This window comes from Pseudomonas sp. F2 (assembly GCF_057174385.1).
In genome coordinates this window covers 1,993,220-2,015,156 of record NZ_CM169904.1, presented here as the reverse complement: position 1 = coordinate 2,015,156, position 21,937 = coordinate 1,993,220, and the positions used below count along the sequence as shown (strand labels likewise).

The 21,937-nt window shown below is 60.0% G+C and carries 20 protein-coding genes; 11 read left to right on the top strand and 9 right to left on the bottom strand.

Annotated elements, in window-relative coordinates:
* The first annotated feature begins 261 nt into the window (after window positions 1–261).
* Window positions 262–732, top strand: a complete 471-nt coding sequence (locus AC193Q_RS08715) for a DUF1289 domain-containing protein (RefSeq protein ID WP_041067373.1) — start codon at window positions 262–264, stop codon at window positions 730–732.
* A gap of 209 nt (window positions 733–941) precedes the next feature.
* On the opposite strand, the gene AC193Q_RS08710 is transcribed toward AC193Q_RS08715, so the two are convergent.
* Window positions 942–1,805 (bottom strand): universal stress protein, encoded by an 864-nt coding sequence (locus tag AC193Q_RS08710; RefSeq protein WP_182404326.1) that lies wholly within the window; start codon window positions 1,803–1,805, stop codon window positions 942–944.
* Window positions 1,806–1,964: 159 nt separating this feature from the next.
* Between AC193Q_RS08710 and AC193Q_RS08705 the strand changes: the two genes are divergently transcribed.
* From AC193Q_RS08705 to AC193Q_RS08695, 3 genes are all read left to right on the top strand, one after another.
* Window positions 1,965–2,573 carry a MiaE family protein gene (locus AC193Q_RS08705; RefSeq protein ID WP_047293644.1) on the top strand — a complete coding sequence of 203 codons (609 nt, stop codon included), beginning with the start codon at window positions 1,965–1,967 and terminating at the stop codon, window positions 2,571–2,573.
* Between the two features lie 218 nt (window positions 2,574–2,791).
* Window positions 2,792–3,499, top strand: coding sequence for a response regulator (locus AC193Q_RS08700; RefSeq protein WP_027613172.1), 708 nt, complete (start codon window positions 2,792–2,794; stop codon window positions 3,497–3,499).
* The gene (locus AC193Q_RS08695; protein ID WP_182404344.1) at window positions 3,500–4,786 is read left to right on the top strand and encodes an ATP-binding protein; all 1,287 of its coding nucleotides are present in this window, start codon (window positions 3,500–3,502) and stop codon (window positions 4,784–4,786) included. It begins immediately after the preceding gene.
* A gap of 124 nt (window positions 4,787–4,910) precedes the next feature.
* On the opposite strand, the gene AC193Q_RS08690 is transcribed toward AC193Q_RS08695, so the two are convergent.
* Window positions 4,911–5,399: a GFA family protein gene (locus tag AC193Q_RS08690; RefSeq protein WP_047293648.1), complete on the bottom strand. Its 489-nt coding sequence runs from the start codon at window positions 5,397–5,399 to the stop codon at window positions 4,911–4,913.
* A 233-nt stretch (window positions 5,400–5,632) separates the two neighbouring features.
* Here AC193Q_RS08690 and AC193Q_RS08685 point away from each other — a divergent pair, with 233 nt between their 5' ends.
* From AC193Q_RS08685 to AC193Q_RS08675, 3 genes are all read left to right on the top strand, one after another.
* The gene (locus AC193Q_RS08685; RefSeq protein ID WP_047293650.1) at window positions 5,633–6,517 is read left to right on the top strand and encodes a LysR substrate-binding domain-containing protein; all 885 of its coding nucleotides are present in this window, start codon (window positions 5,633–5,635) and stop codon (window positions 6,515–6,517) included.
* Between the two features lie 98 nt (window positions 6,518–6,615).
* The gene (aguA, locus tag AC193Q_RS08680; protein ID WP_182404345.1) at window positions 6,616–7,737 is read left to right on the top strand and encodes an agmatine deiminase; all 1,122 of its coding nucleotides are present in this window, start codon (window positions 6,616–6,618) and stop codon (window positions 7,735–7,737) included.
* A 2-nt stretch (window positions 7,738–7,739) separates the two neighbouring features.
* Entirely contained in the window at window positions 7,740–8,837 is a 1,098-nt protein-coding gene (locus tag AC193Q_RS08675) for an extracellular solute-binding protein (RefSeq protein ID WP_483879628.1), read from the top strand.
* A 146-nt stretch (window positions 8,838–8,983) separates the two neighbouring features.
* Here the strand turns inward: AC193Q_RS08675 and AC193Q_RS08670 are convergent, their stop codons facing one another.
* From AC193Q_RS08670 to AC193Q_RS08660, 3 genes are read right to left on the bottom strand one after another with little or no spacing between them, the layout of a single operon-like run.
* On the bottom strand, window positions 8,984–9,604 hold the full coding sequence (locus AC193Q_RS08670; protein ID WP_121185964.1) for a DNA-3-methyladenine glycosylase family protein: 621 nt from the start codon (window positions 9,602–9,604) through the stop codon (window positions 8,984–8,986).
* Between the two features lies 1 nt (window position 9,605).
* Window positions 9,606–10,403, bottom strand: coding sequence for an isocitrate lyase/PEP mutase family protein (locus tag AC193Q_RS08665; RefSeq protein ID WP_047293658.1), 798 nt, complete (start codon window positions 10,401–10,403; stop codon window positions 9,606–9,608).
* A gap of 31 nt (window positions 10,404–10,434) precedes the next feature.
* Window positions 10,435–11,517, bottom strand: a complete 1,083-nt coding sequence (locus AC193Q_RS08660; protein WP_182404347.1) for a bifunctional transcriptional activator/DNA repair enzyme AdaA — start codon at window positions 11,515–11,517, stop codon at window positions 10,435–10,437.
* Between the two features lie 184 nt (window positions 11,518–11,701).
* Here AC193Q_RS08660 and AC193Q_RS08655 point away from each other — a divergent pair, with 184 nt between their 5' ends.
* On the top strand, window positions 11,702–12,115 hold the full coding sequence (locus AC193Q_RS08655) for a VOC family protein (protein ID WP_047293663.1): 414 nt from the start codon (window positions 11,702–11,704) through the stop codon (window positions 12,113–12,115).
* Here the strand turns inward: AC193Q_RS08655 and AC193Q_RS08650 are convergent.
* Window positions 12,112–12,732 (bottom strand): LysE family translocator, encoded by a 621-nt coding sequence (locus AC193Q_RS08650; RefSeq protein ID WP_182404348.1) that lies wholly within the window; start codon window positions 12,730–12,732, stop codon window positions 12,112–12,114. The two genes, AC193Q_RS08655 and AC193Q_RS08650, sit on opposite strands and share 4 nt — an antisense overlap.
* A 274-nt stretch (window positions 12,733–13,006) precedes the next feature.
* Between AC193Q_RS08650 and AC193Q_RS08645 the strand changes: the two genes are divergently transcribed.
* Both AC193Q_RS08645 and AC193Q_RS08640 read left to right on the top strand, forming a co-directional pair.
* Window positions 13,007–13,621 (top strand): biliverdin-producing heme oxygenase, encoded by a 615-nt coding sequence (locus tag AC193Q_RS08645; RefSeq protein ID WP_483879431.1) that lies wholly within the window; start codon window positions 13,007–13,009, stop codon window positions 13,619–13,621.
* Window positions 13,618–15,864 (top strand): ATP-binding protein, encoded by a 2,247-nt coding sequence (locus AC193Q_RS08640; RefSeq protein ID WP_483879430.1) that lies wholly within the window; start codon window positions 13,618–13,620, stop codon window positions 15,862–15,864. The genes AC193Q_RS08645 and AC193Q_RS08640 overlap by 4 nt, the downstream gene beginning before the upstream one ends.
* 42 nt (window positions 15,865–15,906) lie before the next feature.
* On the opposite strand, the gene AC193Q_RS08635 is transcribed toward AC193Q_RS08640, so the two are convergent.
* Window positions 15,907–19,848 (bottom strand): hypothetical protein, encoded by a 3,942-nt coding sequence (locus tag AC193Q_RS08635; RefSeq protein WP_483879429.1) that lies wholly within the window; start codon window positions 19,846–19,848, stop codon window positions 15,907–15,909.
* 50 nt (window positions 19,849–19,898) lie between these two features.
* On the opposite strand from AC193Q_RS08635, the gene AC193Q_RS08630 reads away from it, so the two are divergent.
* The gene (locus AC193Q_RS08630; RefSeq protein ID WP_108182964.1) at window positions 19,899–20,486 is read left to right on the top strand and encodes a LysE family translocator; all 588 of its coding nucleotides are present in this window, start codon (window positions 19,899–19,901) and stop codon (window positions 20,484–20,486) included.
* 15 nt (window positions 20,487–20,501) lie between these two features.
* On the opposite strand, the gene AC193Q_RS08625 is transcribed toward AC193Q_RS08630, so the two are convergent.
* Together AC193Q_RS08625 and AC193Q_RS08620 are read right to left on the bottom strand one after the other, a co-directional pair.
* Entirely contained in the window at window positions 20,502–21,335 is an 834-nt protein-coding gene (locus tag AC193Q_RS08625; protein ID WP_182404352.1) for an AraC family transcriptional regulator, read from the bottom strand.
* 35 nt (window positions 21,336–21,370) lie between these two features.
* Window positions 21,371–21,874 carry a VOC family protein gene (locus tag AC193Q_RS08620; protein ID WP_483879428.1) on the bottom strand — a complete coding sequence of 168 codons (504 nt, stop codon included), beginning with the start codon at window positions 21,872–21,874 and terminating at the stop codon, window positions 21,371–21,373.
* Window positions 21,875–21,937 lie beyond the last annotated feature (63 nt).

Sequence of the window (21,937 nt, the reverse complement as noted above, 5' to 3'; positions counted from 1 at the left end):
GCCAACACCGCTCTGAAGGAACGACTGTGCTCGTGACGCTTTGAAAACAGCTTCTAACGGACATTGGCGCCTTAAAAGGCTGGCTGATTCTACGGCAAAAAAAATTTAAAGGTAAGTCGCGCTCTATTGGACTTTGGTGGCGTTGTGCACGGGCGCGCCAAACCGCGATCCAGCGCTTGCCCCTGACGTTTGAGGGGTGATCAATGGCCGACAAAGGGCTAACATGCCGACCTGTTCCGCGTTTCAGTGTTTTGCCAATTTATGCCCAATCAGACCATCAAGACCCCCTGCGTCGGCCTCTGCTCCACTGTTTACGGAGATCTGGTGTGCCGTGGCTGCAAGCGTTTCCACCACGAAGTGATCCACTGGAACGGTTACGGCGAGGAGGAAAAGCGTGCAGTGTGGTTGCGTCTGGAGCAATTGCTGTCACAAGTGATGGCGAGCAAGGTCGAGATCTTCGATTCGGCGCGTCTGCGCCAGCAGCTGGAACAGCGCAAGATCCGCTTTGTACCGCATCAGTCGGAATATTGCTGGGCCTATCAGCTGATCGCTCGCGGGGCGCGGGTGATCATTAATCTGGAGGCCTACGGGATGGTGTTGCTGCCGGAGTTCCGCGACTGGAACCTGCCGGAACTGCGTGATGCCATTGATCGGGAATTCTTCCTGTTGTCGGAAGCGCATTATCAGCGCTATATCGCACCGGGCTTTCTCAAGGACGCCTTCGGCGCCTAGCAGCTTCGCGAGCAGGCTCGCTCCCACAATGATCGGAGTGAAATGCAAATGTTGTGGGAGCTGGCTTGCCAGCGATGAGGGCGGTGCATCCAATATCAATGTTGACTGACCCACCGCTTATCGCTGGCAAGCCAGCTCCCACAGGGATATGCATTCCAACGGTGGGAGCGAGCCTGCTCGCGAAGGCGCTGGTTCAGGCACCGTAATCCTCAGTGTTTCACCGCCAACTCCACCAGATGATCCTCAACCTCCTGCGGCTTGAGCACCAGCACGTCGCTTTCCAGTGCATCCAGCACCACTTCAGCGGTATTGCCGATCAACGCGCCTGACAACCCGCTGCGCGCTACGGTGCCGATCACGGTTACCGCCGCCTGCAGCTTGTGCGCCATGAACGGAATCAACACATCCGCCGGGCCTTCCTCGATATGCAAATGCTCGTCGTCCACATCGAACTCGGCCTGAAACGCCTTGCACTGCTCGCGGTACCGCGCTTCGATGGTTTCCTTGAGCTGGAAGGTCGGATCCGCGGCCGAGAGCATGGGCGACGGATGCGCCGTGATCACATGCAGATGCGCCTTGGCCAGGCTGGCAATGTCGTAGCCATGATCAATGATCGTGGTGTGCAAATGCCGGTGTTCGCCATCGGCATTGCCCACATCCACAGCCGCAAGAATCACTCGGTCTTTCCAGGAGGTGGATGTTTTCACCAACAGCACCGGAGTCGGGCAGTGGCGCAGCAGTTTCCAGTCGGCCGGGGTCAGCAGGGCCTTTTTCAGCGCGCTGTCGGGATAGTGCTGTTTGATCACCAGCCCGCAACCTTCGGCCTGCTGCACGTCGATGATGGTCTCGTGCAGGCTTTCGTTCCATGCCTGTTCGGTGGTCACGCTGTAGCCATCCGCCAACAGCGCGGCTTTGAGCACGCCAAGCATGCCGGCATGGTCGTGCTTGCGGTCACACACCAGCAGGTGCAGATGGGCCCGGGTCACGCCGGCGATCAACTTGGCGCGCTTTAGCGCCAGGCTTTCCGAGTGTTCGGGTTCGATGACCACCAGAATGCTGCGAATGGCTTGCATGAGCGGAGTCTCCAGCAAAGAAAAGGCACGGCGTTGCACAACTATAGTTGCTGCTCATGCGCCTGCGACTTGATGCATATCAACGCCTGCGACTGGTGGTCTGCGGGCAGGCCGGTATAATCGGCGGCCTTTGCTCGTACACCTTTTACCGTGAGCCTCATGATCCTTCCCGAAATCCACGAATTCCTTGGCTGCCGCACGCCCGACGCCTGGGTCCAGGCGGCACTGGCCGATCAGGAAACCCTGCTGATCGACCACAAGAACTGCGAGTTCAAGGCCGCCAGCACCGCGCTGAGCCTGATTGCCAAGTACCATTCCCACGTCGACCTGATCAACATGATGTCGCGTCTGGCCCGGGAAGAACTGGTGCACCACGAACAGGTCATGCGCCTCATGAAACGCCGCAAGATCGAGCTGCGCCAGCTGCACGCCGGGCGCTACGCCTCGGGACTGCGCAAAGTGGTGCGCAGCCACGAGCCGGTGAAACTGGTGGATACGCTGGTGGTCGGCGCATTCATCGAAGCGCGCAGTTGTGAGCGTTTCGAAGCGCTGGTGCCGCATCTGGACGAAGAACTCGGCAAGTTCTATTTCGGCCTGCTGAAAAGCGAGGCGCGGCACTTCCAGGGTTATCTGAAACTGGCTTACCAGTACGGCGACGCGAAGGACATCGCTCAGGTGATCGACAAGGTGCGTGCTGCCGAGCAGGAACTGATCGAGTCGCCGGACGACGAGTTCCGCTTTCACAGCGGTGTGCCGGCTGCCGCATAACCTGTAGGAGCTGCCGAAGGCTGCGATCTGTTGATCTTGTTTCAAAAATCAAAAGATCGCAGCCTTCGGCAGCTCCTACTTGTTAAAAACTCTTAAGAGTATGAAATATCACCGAAAACCGGCCCCTGCGGCCTGTTTTTGTTGCCCGAAACAACGCCTTGCGAACGATTGCCGCCATACTGTCGACCATTTCACACATGGGTTGGCAGACGGTCGTTATGGATAACCTGGGTTTTGGCAAAGTCCTGCTGGTCGAAGACGATGAACGTCTGGCCACGCTGATTGCGCACTTTCTCGAGCAGCATGGCTACGAGGTGCGCGCGGTGCATCGCGGTGATCTGGCAGTGGCCGCGTTTCTCGAATTCCAGCCCAAAGTGGTGGTGCTTGATCTGATGCTGCCGGGGCAGAGCGGGCTGCACGTGTGCCGGGAAATTCGCAGCGTGTCGGACACGCCGATTGTCATCCTCACCGCCAAGGAAGACGACCTCGACCACATTCTCGGCCTGGAATCCGGCGCCGACGATTACGTGATCAAGCCGATCAAGCCGCCGGTATTACTCGCCCGGCTACGCGCCTTGCAGCGTCGGCAGATGCCGGAGGCCGGCGTGGTCAGTGCGCTGGAATTCGGCCGCTTGAGCATCGACCGCAGCTGCCGCGAAGTGCGGCTGGCTGGCGAGATCATCGAAATGACCACCATGGAATTCGAGCTGCTGTGGCTGCTGGCCAGCGCCGCCGGCAAAACCCTGTCCCGCGATGACATTCTCAACCGCATGCGCGGTATCGCCTTCGACGGGCTCAATCGCAGCGTCGACGTGTACATCAGCAAGTTGCGCAACAAACTCAAGGACAATCCCCGTGAGCCGGTGTGCATCAAGACCGTGTGGGGCAAGGGTTACCTGTTCAATCCATTCGCGTGGGAGCTGTAGATGCTGCGGTTATTCCTCGGGCTGTTTCTGGTGATGACGGTGGGCCTGGTCCTGGCCCTGCAAACTGTCGAACACACCTTCAACGCGTTGCTCGACAACCAGATGCAGGCCTACAACCGTGAGGCGGTGCGCGGGCAGGCGTGGTCACTGGTCGAGCACATGCGCGATCAGCAAGGCGCGGCCCGAGAACAGCAGTTGGAAGCGTTGCGCCCGCACTACGGCTTGTCGCTGAAGCTGATCGAAGCCGATCAACTGGACCTCAGCACCGAGGAGAAGGCCGAACTGGCGCAAAACCTGTTGGTGATCCGCGACAACTACACCCAGTTCATCAGCAACATCGACGGTGGCTCGCAACTGCTCAGCATCAAGCTGCCGCCCGAGCCGAGCCTGATGCCGTTCTACATCGCGGTGGCTTATGCGATGCTCGCGGTGCTGATCGGCATCGTCCTGTTCTTCTGGGTACGCCCGCACTGGCGCGATCTGGAAAAACTGCGTCTGGCCGCCGAGCGCTTTGGCGATAACGATCTGTCGGTGCGCATTCAACTGTCGAAACGCTCGAACATCCGCGATCTGGCGGAACACTTCAACCTGATGGCGGCGCGCATCGAGAGCCTGATCGCCAATCAGCGCGAGCTGACCAACGCGGTCTCCCACGAATTGCGTACGCCAATTGCACGGCTGTCGTTTGAACTCGACCAACTCAAGCAACAGCCGGATGCCAACCAGAACCGCGAACTGATCGCCGACATGTACGCCGACCTCGGCGAGCTGGAAGAAATGGTCTCCGAACTGCTGACCTACGCCAGCCTCGAACGCGGTGCGACGGTGATCAAGCGCGAAAACATTCAAGCGGCCAACTGGCTCGACAGCGTGGTCGGTAGCGTTGCACTGGAGGCGGAAGCGGCGGGGGTGCAGTTGCTGATTGGTGACTGCCGGCTCGACACCGTGCGCATTGAGCCGCGGTTCATGGCGCGGGCGGTGATCAATCTGCTGCGTAATGCCATTCGTTATGCCGAGCAGCGAGTCGAAGTGACGCTGGTGCGCAGCGGCGATTACTACGAAGTGCGGGTCAACGACGATGGCCCGGGGGTGCCAGTGGAGGGCCGGGAGAAAATTTTCGAACCGTTCTCGCGACTGGATGCCAGCCGCGACCGGCGTACCGGTGGCTTTGGGCTGGGCCTGGCGTTGGTGCGACGGGTGTCGCAGTCCCATGGCGGGCAGGTCGAGGTCGGGGAATCGGTGTGGGGTGGGGCGTCGTTCCGGATGACCTGGGCGCATCTGGACTGATCTGCGTTGTCGGTTCCAGCCCTATCGCTGGCAAGCCAGCTCCCACAGGTTTTGTGTACGCCGAGGAACCTGTGGGAGCTGGCTTGCCAGCGATTGGGCCATCAAAGCCAGCGCAAATCCATGCTCATTTGACCAGCCCCAAGCGCTCATGCCACTGCGCAATCGACTCTTCGGGATACACCGCAAACTGTTTGTCCTTGGGCTTGGCATCCACTTCGACCCAAGGCGCCTTCGACCCCAGCATCAAATGCGTGTGTTGCGGCGGCACCGGCAGCGGCGTATCGATGGCCGAGGCGAACGGGTGAATCAGCTCCGGCCACTCAGGGCTGAACAACCATAAACCGCTGCCGCACTGTGAGCAGAAATGCCGTTCGGCTGTGCTGCGATGGGCACGTTTGTCACCTTCGTCCTTCATCTTCGCGTGGTAGATGCTGATGTGCTTGCGCCCCTGAACCTTGAGGCTGGCCGCGTCGCCACCCAGGTTGATCGCGTAACCGCCACCGCCCTGGGTCTTGCGGCAGATCGAGCAGTAGCAGCGTTGATAGGGATAGGGATGGGCGCTGGTCAGGCTGAAGGTGACGGCGCCGCAGTGGCAGGAGCCTTCGAGGTGCATGAGGGGCCTCCGGTTGGCTGGATGGGTTTGAATGAGCCTAGAAGAATTGTGTGAATGTGCCGACGCCATCGCTGGCAAGCCAGCTCCCACAGTGGATTTTTTGGTGTGCGCGACTTTGCCGTTCGACACAAAACCTGTGGGAGCTGGCTTGCCAGCGATGAACGATAACTCGGTCGCACTGGACGCCCACCGCCAGCCCGGTCAGCATGTCCCCAAAAAAGGCACCCCAACCCATGCGAAGACTCCCCTCACTGGCCGCCCTCAGAACCTTCGAATGCGCCGCCCGCCACGCGCATTTCGGCCGGGCTGCCGCCGAGTTGTGCGTCACCGACAGCGCGGTCAGCCACCAGATCCGTCAGCTCGAAGAGCAGCTCGGCGTCTCGCTGTTCATCCGCGAAGGCCGGCAGATCCGCCCGACCATCGCCGCCGGGCGCCTGATGCAGAGCCTGCAGCAGGCCTTTGAATTGATCGGCGAGGCCTGCGATGAACTGCGCGACCCATCCTCGCTGGCGGTCGTGCGTCTGGCGGTCACCGCCGAGCTGGCGCAGAAGTGGCTGGTGAACCGCCTCACCGATTTCTATGCGCGCTATCCGCACATCACCCTGCATCTCTACGAACAGCCGATCGACGCCAGCGCGCCCGGCGAGGACATTGATCTGGCGATCACCTATGGCACCGGACCTGTCGACAGCAGTTCCTGCTTCGTGCGGCCGTTGCCGGCGCTGCAATTCTTCCCGGTGTGCAGCCCCGGGCTGTTCAACCAGGGCGCTTTGAAGTCGCCGAAGGACCTGGTGCGCCATTGCCTGCTGCACGACGATCAGGATGGCAAGACCTGGACAACGTGGCTCACCAGCCACGCCGGCGATCTGCGCCCGCAGCGTCAGCTGTATTTCGCCCATGCCGGGTTGGCGCTGGAAGCGGCGGCGCAGGGGCAGGGCGTGGCGATGGGCGACAACCTCACCGCGCAAGAGGACCTGCTGAGCGGGCGACTGGTGCGGCCGTTCAGCGCGAGCATGACCGCGCTCGGCCAATACGCGCTGGTTTGCGAACGGCTGCGGCTGGAGCGTCCGGCGGTGGCGCAGATGCTCGAATGGTTCAACGATCAGTTGAGCGATTGATGAGTTGAATTCAACGGTTCCGCAATAATCATCGTTGGCGAGCCTGCCGGCCGCGACCTTAGCCTGTGGTCATTCCCCACCCAAGACGAGGTTTGACCATGGCACGTTTGCTCGACTCCACCCCCAAACACGACGGCTTCCGTCTGCCCGGCGAATTCGAAGCCAAATCCGGCTGCTGGCTAGGCTGGCCGGAGCGCACCGACGTGTGGCGCAACGGCGCGAAACCGGCGCAGAAAGTCTGGGTGCAGATCGTCACCGCCATCTCCTACAGCGAACCGGTCACGGTCTGCGCCTCCGCCGCGCAATTTGCCACCGCCCGCCGCCAATTACCGCCGCAAGTGCGCGTGGTCGAGATGACCTGCAACGACACCTGGTTTCGTGACAGCGGCCCCTGTTTTGTGGTCAATGATGAAAGCGGCGAAGTGCGTGGCGTCGACTTCGAGTTCAACGCGTATGGCGGGCTCGACGGTGGCCTGTATTACCCGTGGGACAAGGACGACCAGATCGCCAGCAAGATCCTCGAAATCGAACGCTTCGACCGTTACCGCGCACCGCTGATTGCCGAACTCGGCGGCATCCAGAGTGACGGTCAGGGCAGCATCCTCACCACTGAGCAATGTCTGCTCAACCGCAATCGCAACCAGCATCTGGGCAAGGACGAGGTCACTCGGCGCCTGACCGATTACCTTGGCGCCGAACAGGTGATCTGGCTGCCGCGCGGCTGCAAGTTCGACGAAACCGATGGCCATGTCGATGACCTCGCGTGCTTCGTGCGCCCCGGCGAAGTGGTGTTGCAATGGACTGACAACCGCGATGACCCGCAATGGGAAATCTATCAGGAGGCCTACGACATCCTGCGCAGCACCCGCGACAGTCGAGGTCGCGCGTTGATCGTGCACAAACTGCCGCAACCGGACGTGCTGGAGTGGACCGCCGAGGAAGCCGAAGGCCTCGATCAGCAGGACAGCACCCACACCCGTCAGGCCGGCACCAGAATCTGCGCGTCGTACATCAACTACTACGCCGGCAACAGTTCGATCGTGGTGCCACTGTTCGGTGATCGCAACGATCAAGTGGCCATGGCGACCCTGGCCGAACTGTTCCCGCAGCACCAGATTGTCGGCATCGAAAACTCCAGGGAAATCCTTCTCGGCGGCGGCAACGTCGCGTGCATCACCATGCCGCAATACGCCGGCACGCCAAACATCAAGGGGGTGTGATGATGGGCCTGCACAAACTGACTCAAGCGTTATTGCTGGTGCTCGCACCCCTGTGTGTGCAGGCCGCCGACACCGCCAGACCGGTGGTCAATCTGTACATCTGGGGCGAGTACCTGGCCCCGGATACGCTGAAGAATTTTGAAGCGCAGACCGGCATTCAGGTGGTCGCCGATCACTTCGATTCGCTGGAAACCGTGGAAACCAAACTGCTCACCGGGCGCAGCGGTTATGACCTGGTGCTGACCGCCGGCCAGCACCTGTCGCGGGCCATCGAGAGTGGTGCGATCCAGCCGCTGGACAAGGCGCAAGTGCCGCACTTTGCCGGGGTTGGCGAGGAGTTTCGCCAGCACATGGCGGTGTTCGATCCGGGCAACCGCTACGCCGGGATTTACGCCTGGGGAACCACGGGGGTGGGCTATCAGGAACAGGCGATCAAGCAGCGTCTGCCGCAGGCGCCGACCGACAGTTGGGCGATGCTGTTTGACCCGGCCGTGGTGGCGAAATTTGCCGATTGCGGGGTCAGTCTGCTCAACGATCCGAACGAAGTGTTCGCGGCGGTCATGAAGTACATGGGCCTGGACATCAACCGGCAGAACCTCGATGACCTGAAACTCGCCGAGCAGCAACTGGCGAAGATCCGCCCGTACATCCGTTACTTCGACAACGACCTGAACATCAGCGACCTGGCCAACGGCAACACCTGCGTGGCGATGTCATGGAACGGCAACGTGGCGATTGCAGCAGGGCAGGCGCAAGCGGCGAACAAGCCGTTCCAGCTCAGTTACCGCATCCCCAAAGAAGGTACGTTGATCTGGTTTGACGCCATGGTCATTCCCAAGGATGCGCCGCATCCGCAGGCCGGGCTGGCGTTGATGGATTATCTGATGACGCCTGAGGTGATCGCGCCGATCACTGACATCATCCACTACGCCAATGCGATCACGGCGGCGAATGCTTTGGTTGACGCGTCGATCCGCAATGATCCGGGGACGTATCCGTCAGCGGCGGTGCGGGCTTCGCTGTACAGCAAGAACGACAATGGCAAGGCGTTCAATCGGGCTTTGATTCGGGCGTTCAGCAAGTTGAAGTCAGGTCTGTGATTTGAGATTGAATCAACTGGTGCCTTCGCGAGCAGGCTCGCTCCCGCCTTTGCAATGCATTCCCCTGTAGGAGCTGCCGCAGGCTGCGATCTCTTGAAAGCAAGATCAAAAGATCGTCCGATCGCGGCCCGAACCTGCGGCGGCTCCTACAGGGGTTTGGGTACGCGCCACAAATACCAGGCCGCCACCGTCCGATACGGGCTCCACGCCAAGCCGATCTCGATCATTTGCTTGCGCGTCGGCTGCACCTCCAGCCCCTTCAATCGGCGATAGCCCTCGCGCACGCCAAAGTCATCCGCCGGCAAAATATCCATGCGCTCCAGGCTGTAGATCAGCAGCATCTCCACCGTCCAGCGGCCAACCCCGCGCAGGCTGACCAGACGTTCAATCAACGTCTCGTCGTCCATCGCCAGCGCGGTGGGGTAGTCCGGTACCACGCCGTCCAGCGTTGCCTGGGCGATGCCCTGAATCGTTGCAATCTTGCCCGCCGAAAAGCCGCAGCCGCGCAGTTGATCAAAGTCGGTCGCGAGAATCTGTTCAGGCCGGGGAAACGTCTGTCCGGGAAACAACGCCACCAGGCGCCCGACAATCGCGTCCCCGGCCTTGGCGTGCAGTTGCTGATAGGCAATCGCCCGCACCAGCGACTGATACGGATCACGCGTCGGGTGCGGTTGATGCAGGCAGGGGCCGACGGCGGCAATGTGGCGTTGCCAGTCCTCGTCGAGCGCGGCCAGAAACTCACTGGCCGCCTGATAACGATCCGGCATGCTATTTCAGCAGACCGTTGACTTCGCCGTAGGTCAGCGCCTTCAGATCATGGGTATCGAGCTTGCCGCTGGCGAGGAAGCTTTTCACCAGAGCACCCATCGCGCCATAGAGGAATTCGGCGATCCCGGACCCGGCGCTCAAGCGCCGCACGCCCAGGGCGTGCAGCTCGGTCGGCGAGGGCAGGCAGGCGAAGCCGAGCACGTTCACCGGCAGTGACGTGCCCTTGCAGATTGCCTCGATTTCATAAGCGGCGGTCACGCCAGCGGCAAACAGCCCATCAGCCCCAGCCGCCTGATACAACGCCGAACGGCGCAGGGTTTCGGCGACGCGATCCTCAGCCGGTACCAGACCCTTGAGGTAGACGTCCGTGCGGGCGTTGATGAACAGCTTCACATTGCGCTTGCGAGCGGCTTCGCGGGCGACTTCGATCTTGCGTGCCAACAGTTCCGGGGCGCCGCTGCCGTCCTCGATATTGATCCCGACCGCACCGGCAGCGAGCACCGCATCAATGACTTCGGTCACGCGCCCGAGGTCATCGGAATAACCGGCCTCGATGTCCACGCTCAGCGGCACCTGGATCACCCGCGCGATGGATTCCACGGTTGAAATCAACCGTTCAAGGGGCAGGGTGTTGCCGTCTGGGTAGCCATGCGCCCACGCGACTGCCGCGCTGCTGGTCGCGACCGCTTTACCGCCCGCGTGCTCGACCAGTCGCGCGCCAGTGGCGTCGGCGACGTTGGTCAGGATCAGTAGACCTTCCTGGTGTAACTGGTGGAACCGAGTGTCGAGCGCGTTCATCGAAATCCCTTCTTGTGAGTGGAGCGAAGTGTCAGAAAGCCAGGGGTTGTGTGATCTGCACCGCAGCGTTTTCCAGCCTCAGCAGAAACGCCTTGCGCGGCTGCCCACCACCATAGCCGGTCAGTGAGCCATCCGCGCCAATCACCCGATGGCACGGCACCACGATCGACAACCGATTGTGCCCGTTGGCCAACCCCACCGCGCGACTGGCGCCGGGTTTGCCCAAACGTGCCGCGATGGCACCGTAGGTGCTGGTGTGGCCGAAGGGGATGTTCAGCAGTTCGTTCCAGACTTGCCGGTCGAACGTGCTGCCGGGCAGGTGCAGTGGCACGCTGAAGACACTGCGGGTACCGGCGAAGTATTCCTTCAGTTGTTGTTCGATCTGCTGCAGATGGGCATCGTGCCCCGGTGCGACCACGTAGCCGTGACGGGCCTGCAATTCCTCAACCTCGCGGGTCAGCGCCGGGCGGTCGAGAAACTCCAGTAACACCAGTCCCCGACGTTCGGCCATGGCGATCATCGGCCCCAGTGGTGTGGTCAGGCGGGTGAACAGCAGCGGTTCGCTGTTGGCCGCGCGTCCCGGCGTGATGTGGAAGGATTTCTGGAATGCGTCACGAAAACCGCTGAGTGATTCATAGCCGGAATCAAATGCCGCGTGATCAATCGAGGCGCCCTGGCGAATGCCACCCAGCGCCATGCCGAGCCGGCGCGTGCGCAGCCAGGCATGGAAGGTCATGCCGAAGTGCTGCTTGAACCAGCGCCGCAGCTTCAGCGGTTCGATGCCTTCGGCCAGCAACTGGGCGTCGCTCCAGCGCATTTCGGGGTCGGCATCGACGGCTTTGAGCAGGCGCTGCACCCAATCGGGCGCGATGGCCGCAGCGTCCAGCGGCTTGCAGCGCAGGCAGGCGCGATAACCGGCGCTCAGGCACTCATCGGCATGGGTGAAAAATTCGACGTTTTCCGGCTTCGGCTTGCGCGCCGTGCAACTGGGGCGGCAGAAGATCCCGGTGGTTTTCACGGCCGTGAAGAACACCCCCTCGTAGGCGGTGTCGCGTTCGAGCATGGCGCGAACCATCTCGGCGTGGGGCGGCAGCAGTGCGGTTTGTATGTTCATGGCCAGAGCTTAAATCCAGGATTTCGATGGCTCCACCGAAAAATCGACAGTGAATTTCCAGAACCTCTGAACTACCGTGTAGGAGCTGCCGCAGGCTGCGATCTTTTGATCTTGTTTCTTAAAATCAAAAGCAAAAGATCGCAGCCTTCGGCAGCTCCTACAGAGTGGGTGAGGTGTCGAGTTTATGCATCCGTTTTCGATTCAACATATTGATCACATCGTCCTGCGCGTCGCCGATCTGCAGCGCAGTATCGATTTTTACTGCCAGGTCTTTGGTGCCGAGGTGGTCAGGCACAACGAGCCGCTGGGTCTGGTGCACCTGCGCGCCGGGACTTCGATGATCGATCTCGTCGACTTGCAAGGCGAGCTGGGCAGGAAGGGCGGCGGTGCCGCCGGGACCGAGCGGCGCAACGTCGATCACTTCTGCCTGCGCATCGAGCCGTTCGATGAATTTGCGCTGACCGAGCACTTGCAGGCACACGGTCTGACCGTGGAAAAAGCCGCCCGACGCTTCGGCGCCGAAGGCTACGGCCTGTCGCTGTATTGCTTCGACCCGGACGGCAATCAGGTCGAACTCAAAGGCCCGTCCGAGGCTTAAGCGCGCTTGGCGAACAACAGCACTGAAGCGGCCGCCGACAGCAGCCCTGCACAGCACCGGTTGAAGATCCGTTTACCGCGCGGCTCGGCGAACCAGCGGCGCATATGCAGACCCATCCACGCATAGGCACCGATCGCGATCCATTCCAGCAGCAGGAACAGTGTACCGAGCACGGCGAATTGCGCCGGCACCGGGCGGCTCGGGTCGACGAATTGCGGCAGGAACGCGGTGAACAGCAAAATCGCTTTCGGATTGCCCGCCGCCACCAGAAACTCCTGACGCGCCAGGCGCCAGAATCCCACCGACGCTCCCGCCACTTGCTGCTCGGCCTCGGGATTGGCGCGCCACAGTTGCCAGGCCAGGTACAGCAGATACGCCGCGCCGATGATCTTGATCGCATGGAACAGCCATTCCGAGGTCTGCAGCACCACTGACAGTCCGGCGCCGGCGAGGGCGATCATCCCGGCGAACGCGATAATCCGCCCGATACCGGCGGCGCAGGCCCGGCGATAGCCATAGCGGGTGGCATTGCTGACCGACAGCAAATTGTTCGGGCCGGGGGCCATGTTCAAGGCAAAGCAGGCCGGCAGAAACAGCGTAAGCGTGGCGAGATCCATGGATGTGGGCTCCAGAAGCGATGCCGCTTTTTTATCACAGGCGGCGGCCGCGTTGACCCATACAGTCGCGCGGCGCTGTCGCGGTACAGCCTTGGCAGTTCCTTCAATCCAGTCGAACTTTTCCGATTGGCCGGAACTCTCAAAAGTCTGAAGGCGCTGGTTTCGTCAGAAAAATCTATGCGCCAAGTCAGAAAAAGGCGTTTGCCGTGTAATATTCGTCCAAAGCTGCAAACACCCTGCCGGCCCCGAAGCGGCCCCACCAAGAGCGATTTACATGCAAGCAAAGGCCCGTGAAGTTTATGTGCCGCCGGTGCTGCAAGATCTGCGAGCCGGCACTGCCGAACTGCACATCGCACTGGAAAAACGTCTTCCTTTTTTCTCCAATACCCTCGATTTCAAGGCTTTCGTACGGTTGATGCAGGCTTATTACGGCTTTTATCGGCCACTGGAAAACGCATTGCTCGACAGCGGCGCGATCCCGGTGGATTTCGATCTTGCGCCACGCCTCAAATCGCAGATTTTGCTCGATGATTTGCAGGCTCTGGGCCTCACGACCGAGACCATCGTCCGTTTGCCACAGTGTCAGACGTTGCCCGTGATCGACTCCGGGCCGACTTGCCTGGGTGTGCTGTACGTGCTGGAAGGGGCAACCCTCGGCGGGCAGATCCTGCGTCGCGAAATCGCTTCGCGGTTGCGTCTGGACGCCGACAACGGCGCGGCATTCCTCGACGTTTACGGCGCTGCCACCGGCCGCCGCTGGCGCGATTTCATTGATTACCTGGGCAGTCGACCGCTGAGTGCGGATGAACGTGAAGCCGTGGTTGCGGCGGCCCAATCCACATTCAGTTGTTTCGAGCGCTGGCTCGAAAGCCGGGAGGTACTGGCATGAACCCGCAAGACCAAGAAGCCTTTGAAGAACTGCTGGCCAACTGTGCCGACGAACCGATCCGCTTTCCGGGTGCCATCCAGCCCCATGGCCTGTTGCTGACCCTGAGCGAGCCGGCGCTGGACATCATTCAGATCAGCGCCAACGTCGAGACCCTGCTGGCACGCCCGGCGCAAGAACTGATCGGCCAGCCACTGCACGAATTGCTAGGTGAGACGCACGCGGCGGTCGTGCGCGAGGCGTTGCAACAACCGGTATTTGCCGATGCCGGACCGCTGCATTTCCGCCTCAACGGCACCGCATTCGAAGGTTTGCTGCACCGTCATCAAGGCGTGTTGATTCTGGAACTGGAAATCCACGTCGAAAACTTCCAGCCGCGTAACGTCGCCGGCAACCAGACCCATCTGGGACGCATGCTCCAGCGCTTGCAGGCAGCCACCACATTGCAGGCGCTGTATGACATCAGCGTCAAGGAAATCCAGGCGATGACCGGTTACGACCGGGTGCTGATCTACCGCTTCGAAGAGGAGGGCCACGGCCAGGTGATCGCCGAGGCGTCCGATCCGTCGATGGAAGTGTTCAACGGCCTGTTCTTCCCGGCTTCGGACATCCCCGAGCAAGCGCGCGAGCTGTACCGCACCAACTGGCTGCGGATCATCCCGAATGCCGATTATCAGCCAGTGCCGCTGGTGCCCAAGCTGCGCCCGGACACCCAGACCCCGCTGGACCTGAGTTTCGCCACCCTGCGCAGTGTCTCGCCGATTCATTGTCAGTACATGAAAAACATGGGCGTTCTGTCGTCGATGAGCATCTCGCTGCTCAAGGGTGACAAACTCTGGGGCCTGATCAGCTGTGGCAACCGCCAGCCGCTGCATGTGCCGCACGAGTTGCGCAGTGCCTGTCAGACCATCGGTCAGGTGCTGTCGCTGCAGATCAGCGCGATGGAGGCGCTGGAACTCAGCCGTCAGCGGGAAGAAAAGGTCGAGGCACTGGCATTGCTCAATCAGGCCATGATCGACTCGCCGCAAAACGTCTTCGATGGCCTGGCGCAACAGCCGCAAGTGTTGATGGCACTGGCCGGGGCCGGGGGCATTGCGATCATCGAAGACAAGCAGTTGCACCGTTACGGCAACTGCCCGGAACCGGAAGACATTCGCGCCCTGCACAAGTGGCTGCAGGAAACCGGCGAGCCGGTGTTCGCCAGTCATCATTTGGCCAGCGTCTACCCGCCGGCCGCGCAGTTTCAGCAAGTGGCCAGCGGCGTGCTCGCCATGAGCCTGCCCAAACCGGTGGACAACGGCGTGTTGTGGTTCCGCCCCGAGGTCAAGGAGAACATCAACTGGAGCGGTGATCCGCGCAAGCCGCTGGACCTGGAAAACTCCGATGCCGGCCTGCGTCTGCGCCCGCGCACTTCGTTCGAAATCTGGAAAGTCGAGATGGCCGGGATCTCCACCAAGTGGAGCCACGGCGATCTGTTTGCGGCCAATGACCTGCGCCGCTCCGCACTGGAAAACGACCTGGCCCGGCAGGTGCACCGCGAGCAGGAAGCGGTGCGCGCCCGGGATGAGCTGGTGGCAGTGGTTTCCCACGACTTGCGCAATCCGATGACCGTGATTTCCATGCTCTGCGGCATGATGCAGAAGACCTTCAGTTCCGACGGCCCGCACACTTCGCGGCGCATCTCCACCGCGATCGACACCATGCAACAGGCGGCGGGGCGGATGAACACGCTGCTCGAAGACTTGCTCGATACCTCGAAAATCGACGCCGGGCGCTACACCATCGCCCCGCAGACCCTGGACGTCGGGCAGATGTTCGAGGAAACGCAATCCCTGCTGGGGCCGCTGGCGCTGGACAAGGACATCAGCATCTCGTTCCAGGCCGACCCCGACCTGAAAATCCATGCCGACCCGGAGCGCCTGTTTCAGGTGCTGTCGAACCTGATCGGCAACGCGATCAAGTTCACCCCGCGCAAAGGTTCGGTGGGCGTGCTGGCCAAGTCTGACGGCAAGGAAATCGTGTTTACCGTGCGCGATACCGGTGAAGGCATTCCCAAGGAAAACCTGGCGCGGGTGTTTGACCGCTACTGGACGGTGAAGGAGGGCAACCCGACCGGAACCGGACTGGGTCTGTACATCACGCAGGGGATTGTTGAAGCTCACGGCGGACGCATCGAGGCCAGCAGTGAGCCGGGTGAGGGCACGGAGTTTCGGTTTACCGTGCCGGCGATGCTTGCCGGTGAATGAAACAATCCGTGCCTCGTTAAACGGGGCACGGATTTTGAGTGGTCAGCCCAGGTCGCTCAACGACATGAACACGTGTTTCGGCATCGGTACAAATCGCTGGTTGCGCAGCTGGCTGATCGCATACACCGCGCTGGCGGTACGACCATTGCCGTCGCCGAAGCCTTGAAACCCGGCGATGGCCGCCAGCAAGTGTTTGTCGAAGTGCTCATGGGCGGCATCAAGCGTTTTCAGGTGTTGCTCCAGCAAGGCAAAACCGCTGACGCTGCTGCCATACTTTGACGGCGCCCCCGCCTCGCGCACGGACCCAGCCAGTTGAGGAACCAGTCGGCCGTGGATCTCTCTGACCACGGTCGCATCGGTCAGGGATCTGTTGTTGCCCGCATACTCACGCAGGATCGCCACAATGTGTGCCAGTTCGTTGTCGGAGGTCGAGCCTTTGACCATCCACGCCCCGGCTCGCTGCGCATTGTCGGAGAAACCCTGCGGGTTGAACGACGATTCGGGCATCACATCGGTGTAGGGCGGCTTGCCAAGATCCAGCTTCAAGACGTTTTGCTGATGATTCTTGAGGTAGATGATTTTCTTTGATTCAAGCTCGGCCATGAACCCGAGTGTGTCGGAATAGTCACGGGCTTTTGTAGTGAACTTCGTTCCATTGAACCTGGGGCCCTTGCTTTTTGTGAACGTGATCAATACATCGTTCGCTGCGGCATGGCCTATTAACGATTCCAGTTGCTGGAATCCCTTTGACGGCGCAGCCGCTTCCCTCGTTGCAGTATTGAAAAGATGCTGCAGCTCTGTCGCATTGCTGCCCTTGGGGACGGATATAACGTCCTGACTCAGTCGTGTGACGATCTGTTCGACAGTTTCCAGCGCGTCATCCTTGAACAGTGCCCGCGCATGAGCCACCGTCGGCAGGGTCATGCGAATCTCGGCCGCCGCCCCGGACTTGCTCAACGCTTTGACCAGGTCGTAGGAGCCACTGCTGGCGGTCGTCAGTCGACGCAACTGGCGGGCGGCTGTCATGCTGATCGAACTGCCAGCCTGGCTGAGTTTCAGTGCGCCTTTGCCTGCCAGCTTCCCGGCGCCGACGATCACTTGGGGAACACCGTCGACGGGGTTGAAGATTGACACCAGAACACTGCCGGCCACGCGCCCCAGGCTGAGCAGCCTGGTGCTACTTGCCACTGCCTTTGCCAGCGCACCGGCCGCCCCGATAAAGACGAAGGACACAGCAAGGGCGTCGATGACGCAGCTGAAGGCGGCCCCGCTGCGTTTATCTGGATCATCTGAAGTCAGTTGCTGGATACAGCCTCTGAATGGAATGAAGATATTCAGAATGATGTTGGCAACGCGCTCGTACGCTTCCTGCTTTTCCTCGTATTCAGTCTGGTCATAGCCCATCCGGTAGTATTCGTCGTAGGTGATCGGCGGGTTCTTTTGCGCAATGAAGTCGGCAATGTCTTTCAGCCTCGGCGATTGGTAACTTTCCATTGGCGATGTGTACCAGGCTGACTCTTCGTCGTATGGCGCAAATTGACCAAACCGATCAAGCAGCATGCCGAACTCGTGAACATCTGCATGTTCGGCCAGTTCCCAGTGGCGGCGCGGCAGTAGTTTATTGATGTCTGCCTGTTCGCTCTGGGAAGGCGTTGCACCCTGAAAGTACGCCGCGTGCTCGGTAATGATGTTTTCCAGATAGGTAAGGCGCGGGAAGTTCCCGTTCTTGCCGTTGGTCGCTCCGTCGAAGCTTGCTGTGTCTTCGTTAAATATATGACCGCTGGCGAAAGCCTCGGCCAGGCGATCGCTTTTGCGGCACAGTCCTTGTAACGGGAACAACTCATAGCAATGGTTTTTCGATTGGTGACGGCACAGGATGACCACCCCGTGCGGCGAGAAGTGGTCGGCGCTGTGCCCGGGGATATTGCGGTTACCGCGCACCAGGTAGAGCGTTAATGCGCCCTGTGTCAGTGCTTCTCGATCACTCAGGCCGAGGCGGGAAAATGCCAGCCGGATCATGGTGCTGATTCCCGACTTGAAGGTTTCGTGCTGCCCCTTGATCTTTGCGGCATACAATTGATTGACTGGCGCAAGGCTGGCCAATGTCGGATGCACGTCGTGCAAATTGCGCCGGGTCGATGTGCTGGTGAGGTTTTTACGGTGTAACTGGTTGGCAAGGTAAAGATTGATCACCGTGTCGCTGATCAGTCCCCCTTTATTGTGCGGCGAACGAAATACCTCCTGATGGTGGTTGATGTCGGCATCGAACAGCGTTTGCTGCGCCAGGTTCCTTCGGCTGGCCGGCGCAGTGGTTATAGACTTCAGTGCCGCCTCCAGTTCATCGGCATATGTGTTGTAGTGATTCATTGCCGCTGTTGCGATTTGTGCTTCGGATAATGTCGAATCTTCACGGAGCATCACTTCGTTGATGTTTGCCCAATCCAGCACGCACTGCAGATTGAGTAATTGATGCAGGGAGCGTTGTGCATCGCTGAGCGGCGCCAGTTCGGCAAATTTCATCAGTTGCTCATAAGACAGTTTGCGCGACAACCCGGGAGCGATCCTTTCTGTCAGCATGACCGCCTTGCGCAACATGACCCAGCCTGGTGAGCCGATCAGCAGTGTCGGCGGGGTAACGACCAGAAACTCTGGTGATTGCCCCGCCAGCACCAGTTCCACTGCCAGGTAAGCGGCAAACAGACTGACGCGGTTGATCTGCTCAAAGTGGCGCTTGAGACGAGTCCGCGCCTGCGCCGGGGTTTCATGCACATACAGCGATTCATAACGCAGACTTCGATGAGTTTCGACCCGTTCCTCCGAGCCCATGTCCAGGTCCAGCACGACCGCGGCCAGCAACAGCCGGCTGCGGGTGACCTCCGTTATTGTGGGGGCCTTGCCTTCGATCAGAAGTGCATCGAAACAGCTCTGAGCCAGACGGTGTGCCTCGCTCGTTTGCATCAAATACTCCCACGCCAGTCGCGGATCTTCCTGCAGCAAGGCGCCGCTTTTTCTCTTGAGCACCACATCCGTCAGGTAGTTGATCAACGGTTCGGAATGCCGCCCCAGGTCGGCCATCAACTTTCGCACGACCTGCATGATCACAGGATACTGTGCGGGCTCGATGATCAGGGCTACATCCTGAGTCTCTTCGGAAATGCCCCAGTAGTTAGCGAATTTTGGCGGCGCGGGCATTTTGAAGTTCAGGCAGTCGATCAAGTTTGCAAGGTCTGCGTAGTCGTTGGGCGGATCGATTTCCTGAAACGCCAGCCAGTTGCGCAGTGGCACGGTGGCGCTGGAGGAAATAATGCCGCCAGAACGCCATGCGGTTTTCGACAAGAGTTCGATATCGTTCCGTAAAGATTCGATCTCATACAGTTCGTCGGTAATGATGGTGGATTGGATGTAAAAGCCCGTAGCACCGAATTCCTCATAGGCGGCGTAAACTTCACCATTGCTTCTGACCATGAAAAAGTGATCGGCAGGAAGGTCGAAGGAGGCAATGAATTCAATGAATTCCGGATGTTTGCTGAGTGAGCGCAGCAATAATTTGCCAGCGAGATGTTCGCTGTCGAAACGACTTCCCGACACCACTTCCGTGGCGAGTTGCATGAGGTCTTCTTCAGCACGAAAAGATTGTCGAAGGAAATTTCGGTTCTCCAGAGCCCTGGCGATTTTCAATCGTTCTACTTCGTCGGCCGATGCAGGGGTCGTTGCAAAAAGGTTGCGGTTAATATCCATATTGAGTTGTTCTGGTCCGTGTTGGTTAGTGCGGCAATCAGCCAGGTTAACGTGGCTGGTTGTGAAGGGGTCGGGAATATAAAACATCGAGCAAAGTTGGTTTTTTGTTTTAAGTTGCAAGTTGTTTTTGAAAGTGCCGAGATGTCTGTTTGAGGTATTAAGTGGCAACAGAAACTTCGTCGCCGGTTTCAATGGCCTGAGTGGTGGCGCGGGTCGTGGGTGATTTTGTTCAATACGCGGGCGCACGGCGCTGTCTACTGTTGGCTCCTTGTTCCCCAATTTGCAGCAGGTGCGTAATGAGTCTGATTGTGTCGATGGCGGCGTTTGCGCTGGTGGCATCCATAACCCCGGGGCCGGTAAATATCGTCGCGCTGAGTTCCGGGGCGCAATACGGCTTTCGGGCCAGTCAGCGGCATGTGGCGGGGGCGACGCTGGGCTTTGTGCTGTTGCTGGTGCTGATGGGGTTGGGCCTGCATGAAGTCCTGAAACTGTGGCCATTCCTGACCCGGGTGGTGCAATTGGCCGGGGTGGCGTTTCTGTTGTTCATGGCCTGGAAGCTGGCTGCCGATGACGGCCAGTTGCATGCCGGCGAAGCGGGGCGGGCGCCGTCGATGCTGTACGGCGCGGTGATGCAATGGCTCAACCCGAAAGCGTGGCTGGCCTGTGTGGCAGGGATGGGCGCGTTTGTCGCCGATGGCGAGGCGCGGCTGGTCTGGCAGTTCGCCGCAGTGTATCTGGTGATCTGTTATCTGTCGGTCGGTTGCTGGGTGTACGCCGGAACGTTTTTGCGGGGGTATCTGGGCAATCCGGCGGGGATGCGCCTGTTCAATCGCTTGATGGCCTTGTTGCTGGCGGCGAGCGCGGTTTATCTGCTGTTGCCGTGAGCCCGAAGTCGATGGTCAGCCGCGATATTGGCCGGGTGTCGCGGCCAGATGCTGTTTGAACGCGCGCTGAAAATGCGCCTGATCGGCAAACCCTGCTTCCAGTGCAACATCGGCAATCAGCTGGCCGCTGCGCAGGCGTTCGCGGGCAAACTGGATGCGCTGGTTGACCAGAAACGCGTGCGGCGTCATGCCGTAATGCTGCTTGAATGCGCGGATCAGATACGACGCTGATAACTGCGCCGCCGTGCAGATGTCCTCCAGGCTGAGCAGGTCAGTGCAATGTTCGCGGATGAAATCGGCGGCGCGTTCGAGCTTGAAATTCGGTTCGCGCAGCGCCGGTTCAGCCGGGTTCAGGCGCCATTGCAAATCACTGAAAAACTCCACCGCTGCGCTGTGTTTACGCTGTGCGTCCTGCTGCTCATCGACCAATAGGGCGTAAAGCCCTTGCAGGTCACGAAACAGTCGCAGGTCATCCAGGTGCGTGGTGGCAAATCGGCGAAACTCAAGTTCGGCACTGAACCCCAACTGATGCTGCAGATCGGTCAGCCATGGCGTATCGACATACAACATCAAGTACGACCACGGCTGATCATCGATCGGATTGCAGGCATGCACGTCGCCCGGATTCATCAGCACCACGGTGCCGGCGGCCACTTCGAATGTCGATTGCTCATGCACATAAATGCTGCGCCCGGCCGTGATCGCGCCGATGGAAAAGTGCGCATGGGAATGGCGTGAGTAGCAGACCTCACGACCATCGGCGATGGCCCGCGCTTCGATGAAGGGCAGGGCATCGTCCCGCCAGAAGCGTGGGGCTTTTTGAGGATTTTTGGCGGCAGCGTGTTTCATCGTTATGGTTCCCGGCAGGCCAGACCCGGAGTGTATTAGCTCTGGCCGGCAAAGGCCCGCTCCAGTTCAGCGATGTCGAGTTTTTTCATCGTGAACATGGCCTGCATTGCCCGTTGCGACTTGCTGGTGTCGGGGTCCTGCATCATGTGCATGAACGCCACCGGCACGATCTGCCACGACACGCCGTACCTGTCCTTGAGCCAGCCGCATTGCTGGGCCTCGACCGGGCCACCGGCCGACAGGTTGCCCCAGAAGTGGTCGATTTCTTCCTGATTCTGGCAGTTGACCTGAAACGAAATCGCCTCGCTGAACTTGAACATCGGCCCGCCATTGAGACCGGTGAAACTGTGGCCGTCGAGTTCGAAACTGACGGTCATCACCGCACCTTCCGGCTTGCCGTGGAATTCCTCGCCGACCTTGCTGTAGTGGGTCAGTCCGGTGATTTTCGAATGATCGAAGATCGAGCAATAGAACTTCGCAGCCGCTTCGGCCTGATCATCGAACCACAGGCACGGTGTGATTTTCTGGAAACGTTGCATGGCAGTCATCCTCGGCAGGTTAGACACGCGGGATTTACAGCGTAGTCAGTCCTTGGTCGACTG

Bases quoted from the DNA above. Each gene is read 5' to 3' on its own strand.
- AC193Q_RS08645 (WP_483879431.1), top strand. From the start codon at position 13,007: ATGCAAGCAAAGGCCCGTGAAGTTTATGTGCCGCCGGTGCTGCAAGAT.
- AC193Q_RS08695 (WP_182404344.1), top strand. From the start codon at position 3,500: ATGCTGCGGTTATTCCTCGGGCTGTTTCTGGTGATGACGGTGGGCCTG.
- AC193Q_RS08655 (WP_047293663.1), top strand. From the start codon at position 11,702: ATGCATCCGTTTTCGATTCAACATATTGATCACATCGTCCTGCGCGTC.
- AC193Q_RS08700 (WP_027613172.1), top strand. From the start codon at position 2,792: ATGGATAACCTGGGTTTTGGCAAAGTCCTGCTGGTCGAAGACGATGAA.
- AC193Q_RS08625 (WP_182404352.1), bottom strand. From the start codon at position 21,335: ATGAAACACGCTGCCGCCAAAAATCCTCAAAAAGCCCCACGCTTCTGG.
- AC193Q_RS08690 (WP_047293648.1), bottom strand. From the start codon at position 5,399: ATGCACCTCGAAGGCTCCTGCCACTGCGGCGCCGTCACCTTCAGCCTG.
- AC193Q_RS08650 (WP_182404348.1), bottom strand. From the start codon at position 12,732: ATGGATCTCGCCACGCTTACGCTGTTTCTGCCGGCCTGCTTTGCCTTG.
- AC193Q_RS08715 (WP_041067373.1), top strand. From the start codon at position 262: ATGCCCAATCAGACCATCAAGACCCCCTGCGTCGGCCTCTGCTCCACT.
- AC193Q_RS08710 (WP_182404326.1), bottom strand. From the start codon at position 1,805: ATGCAAGCCATTCGCAGCATTCTGGTGGTCATCGAACCCGAACACTCG.
- AC193Q_RS08640 (WP_483879430.1), top strand. From the start codon at position 13,618: ATGAACCCGCAAGACCAAGAAGCCTTTGAAGAACTGCTGGCCAACTGT.
- aguA (WP_182404345.1), top strand. From the start codon at position 6,616: ATGGCACGTTTGCTCGACTCCACCCCCAAACACGACGGCTTCCGTCTG.
- AC193Q_RS08705 (WP_047293644.1), top strand. From the start codon at position 1,965: ATGATCCTTCCCGAAATCCACGAATTCCTTGGCTGCCGCACGCCCGAC.
- AC193Q_RS08665 (WP_047293658.1), bottom strand. From the start codon at position 10,403: ATGAACGCGCTCGACACTCGGTTCCACCAGTTACACCAGGAAGGTCTA.
- AC193Q_RS08660 (WP_182404347.1), bottom strand. From the start codon at position 11,517: ATGAACATACAAACCGCACTGCTGCCGCCCCACGCCGAGATGGTTCGC.
- AC193Q_RS08630 (WP_108182964.1), top strand. From the start codon at position 19,899: ATGAGTCTGATTGTGTCGATGGCGGCGTTTGCGCTGGTGGCATCCATA.
- AC193Q_RS08620 (WP_483879428.1), bottom strand. From the start codon at position 21,874: ATGCAACGTTTCCAGAAAATCACACCGTGCCTGTGGTTCGATGATCAG.
- AC193Q_RS08685 (WP_047293650.1), top strand. From the start codon at position 5,633: ATGCGAAGACTCCCCTCACTGGCCGCCCTCAGAACCTTCGAATGCGCC.
- AC193Q_RS08670 (WP_121185964.1), bottom strand. From the start codon at position 9,604: ATGCCGGATCGTTATCAGGCGGCCAGTGAGTTTCTGGCCGCGCTCGAC.
- AC193Q_RS08675 (WP_483879628.1), top strand. From the start codon at position 7,740: ATGGGCCTGCACAAACTGACTCAAGCGTTATTGCTGGTGCTCGCACCC.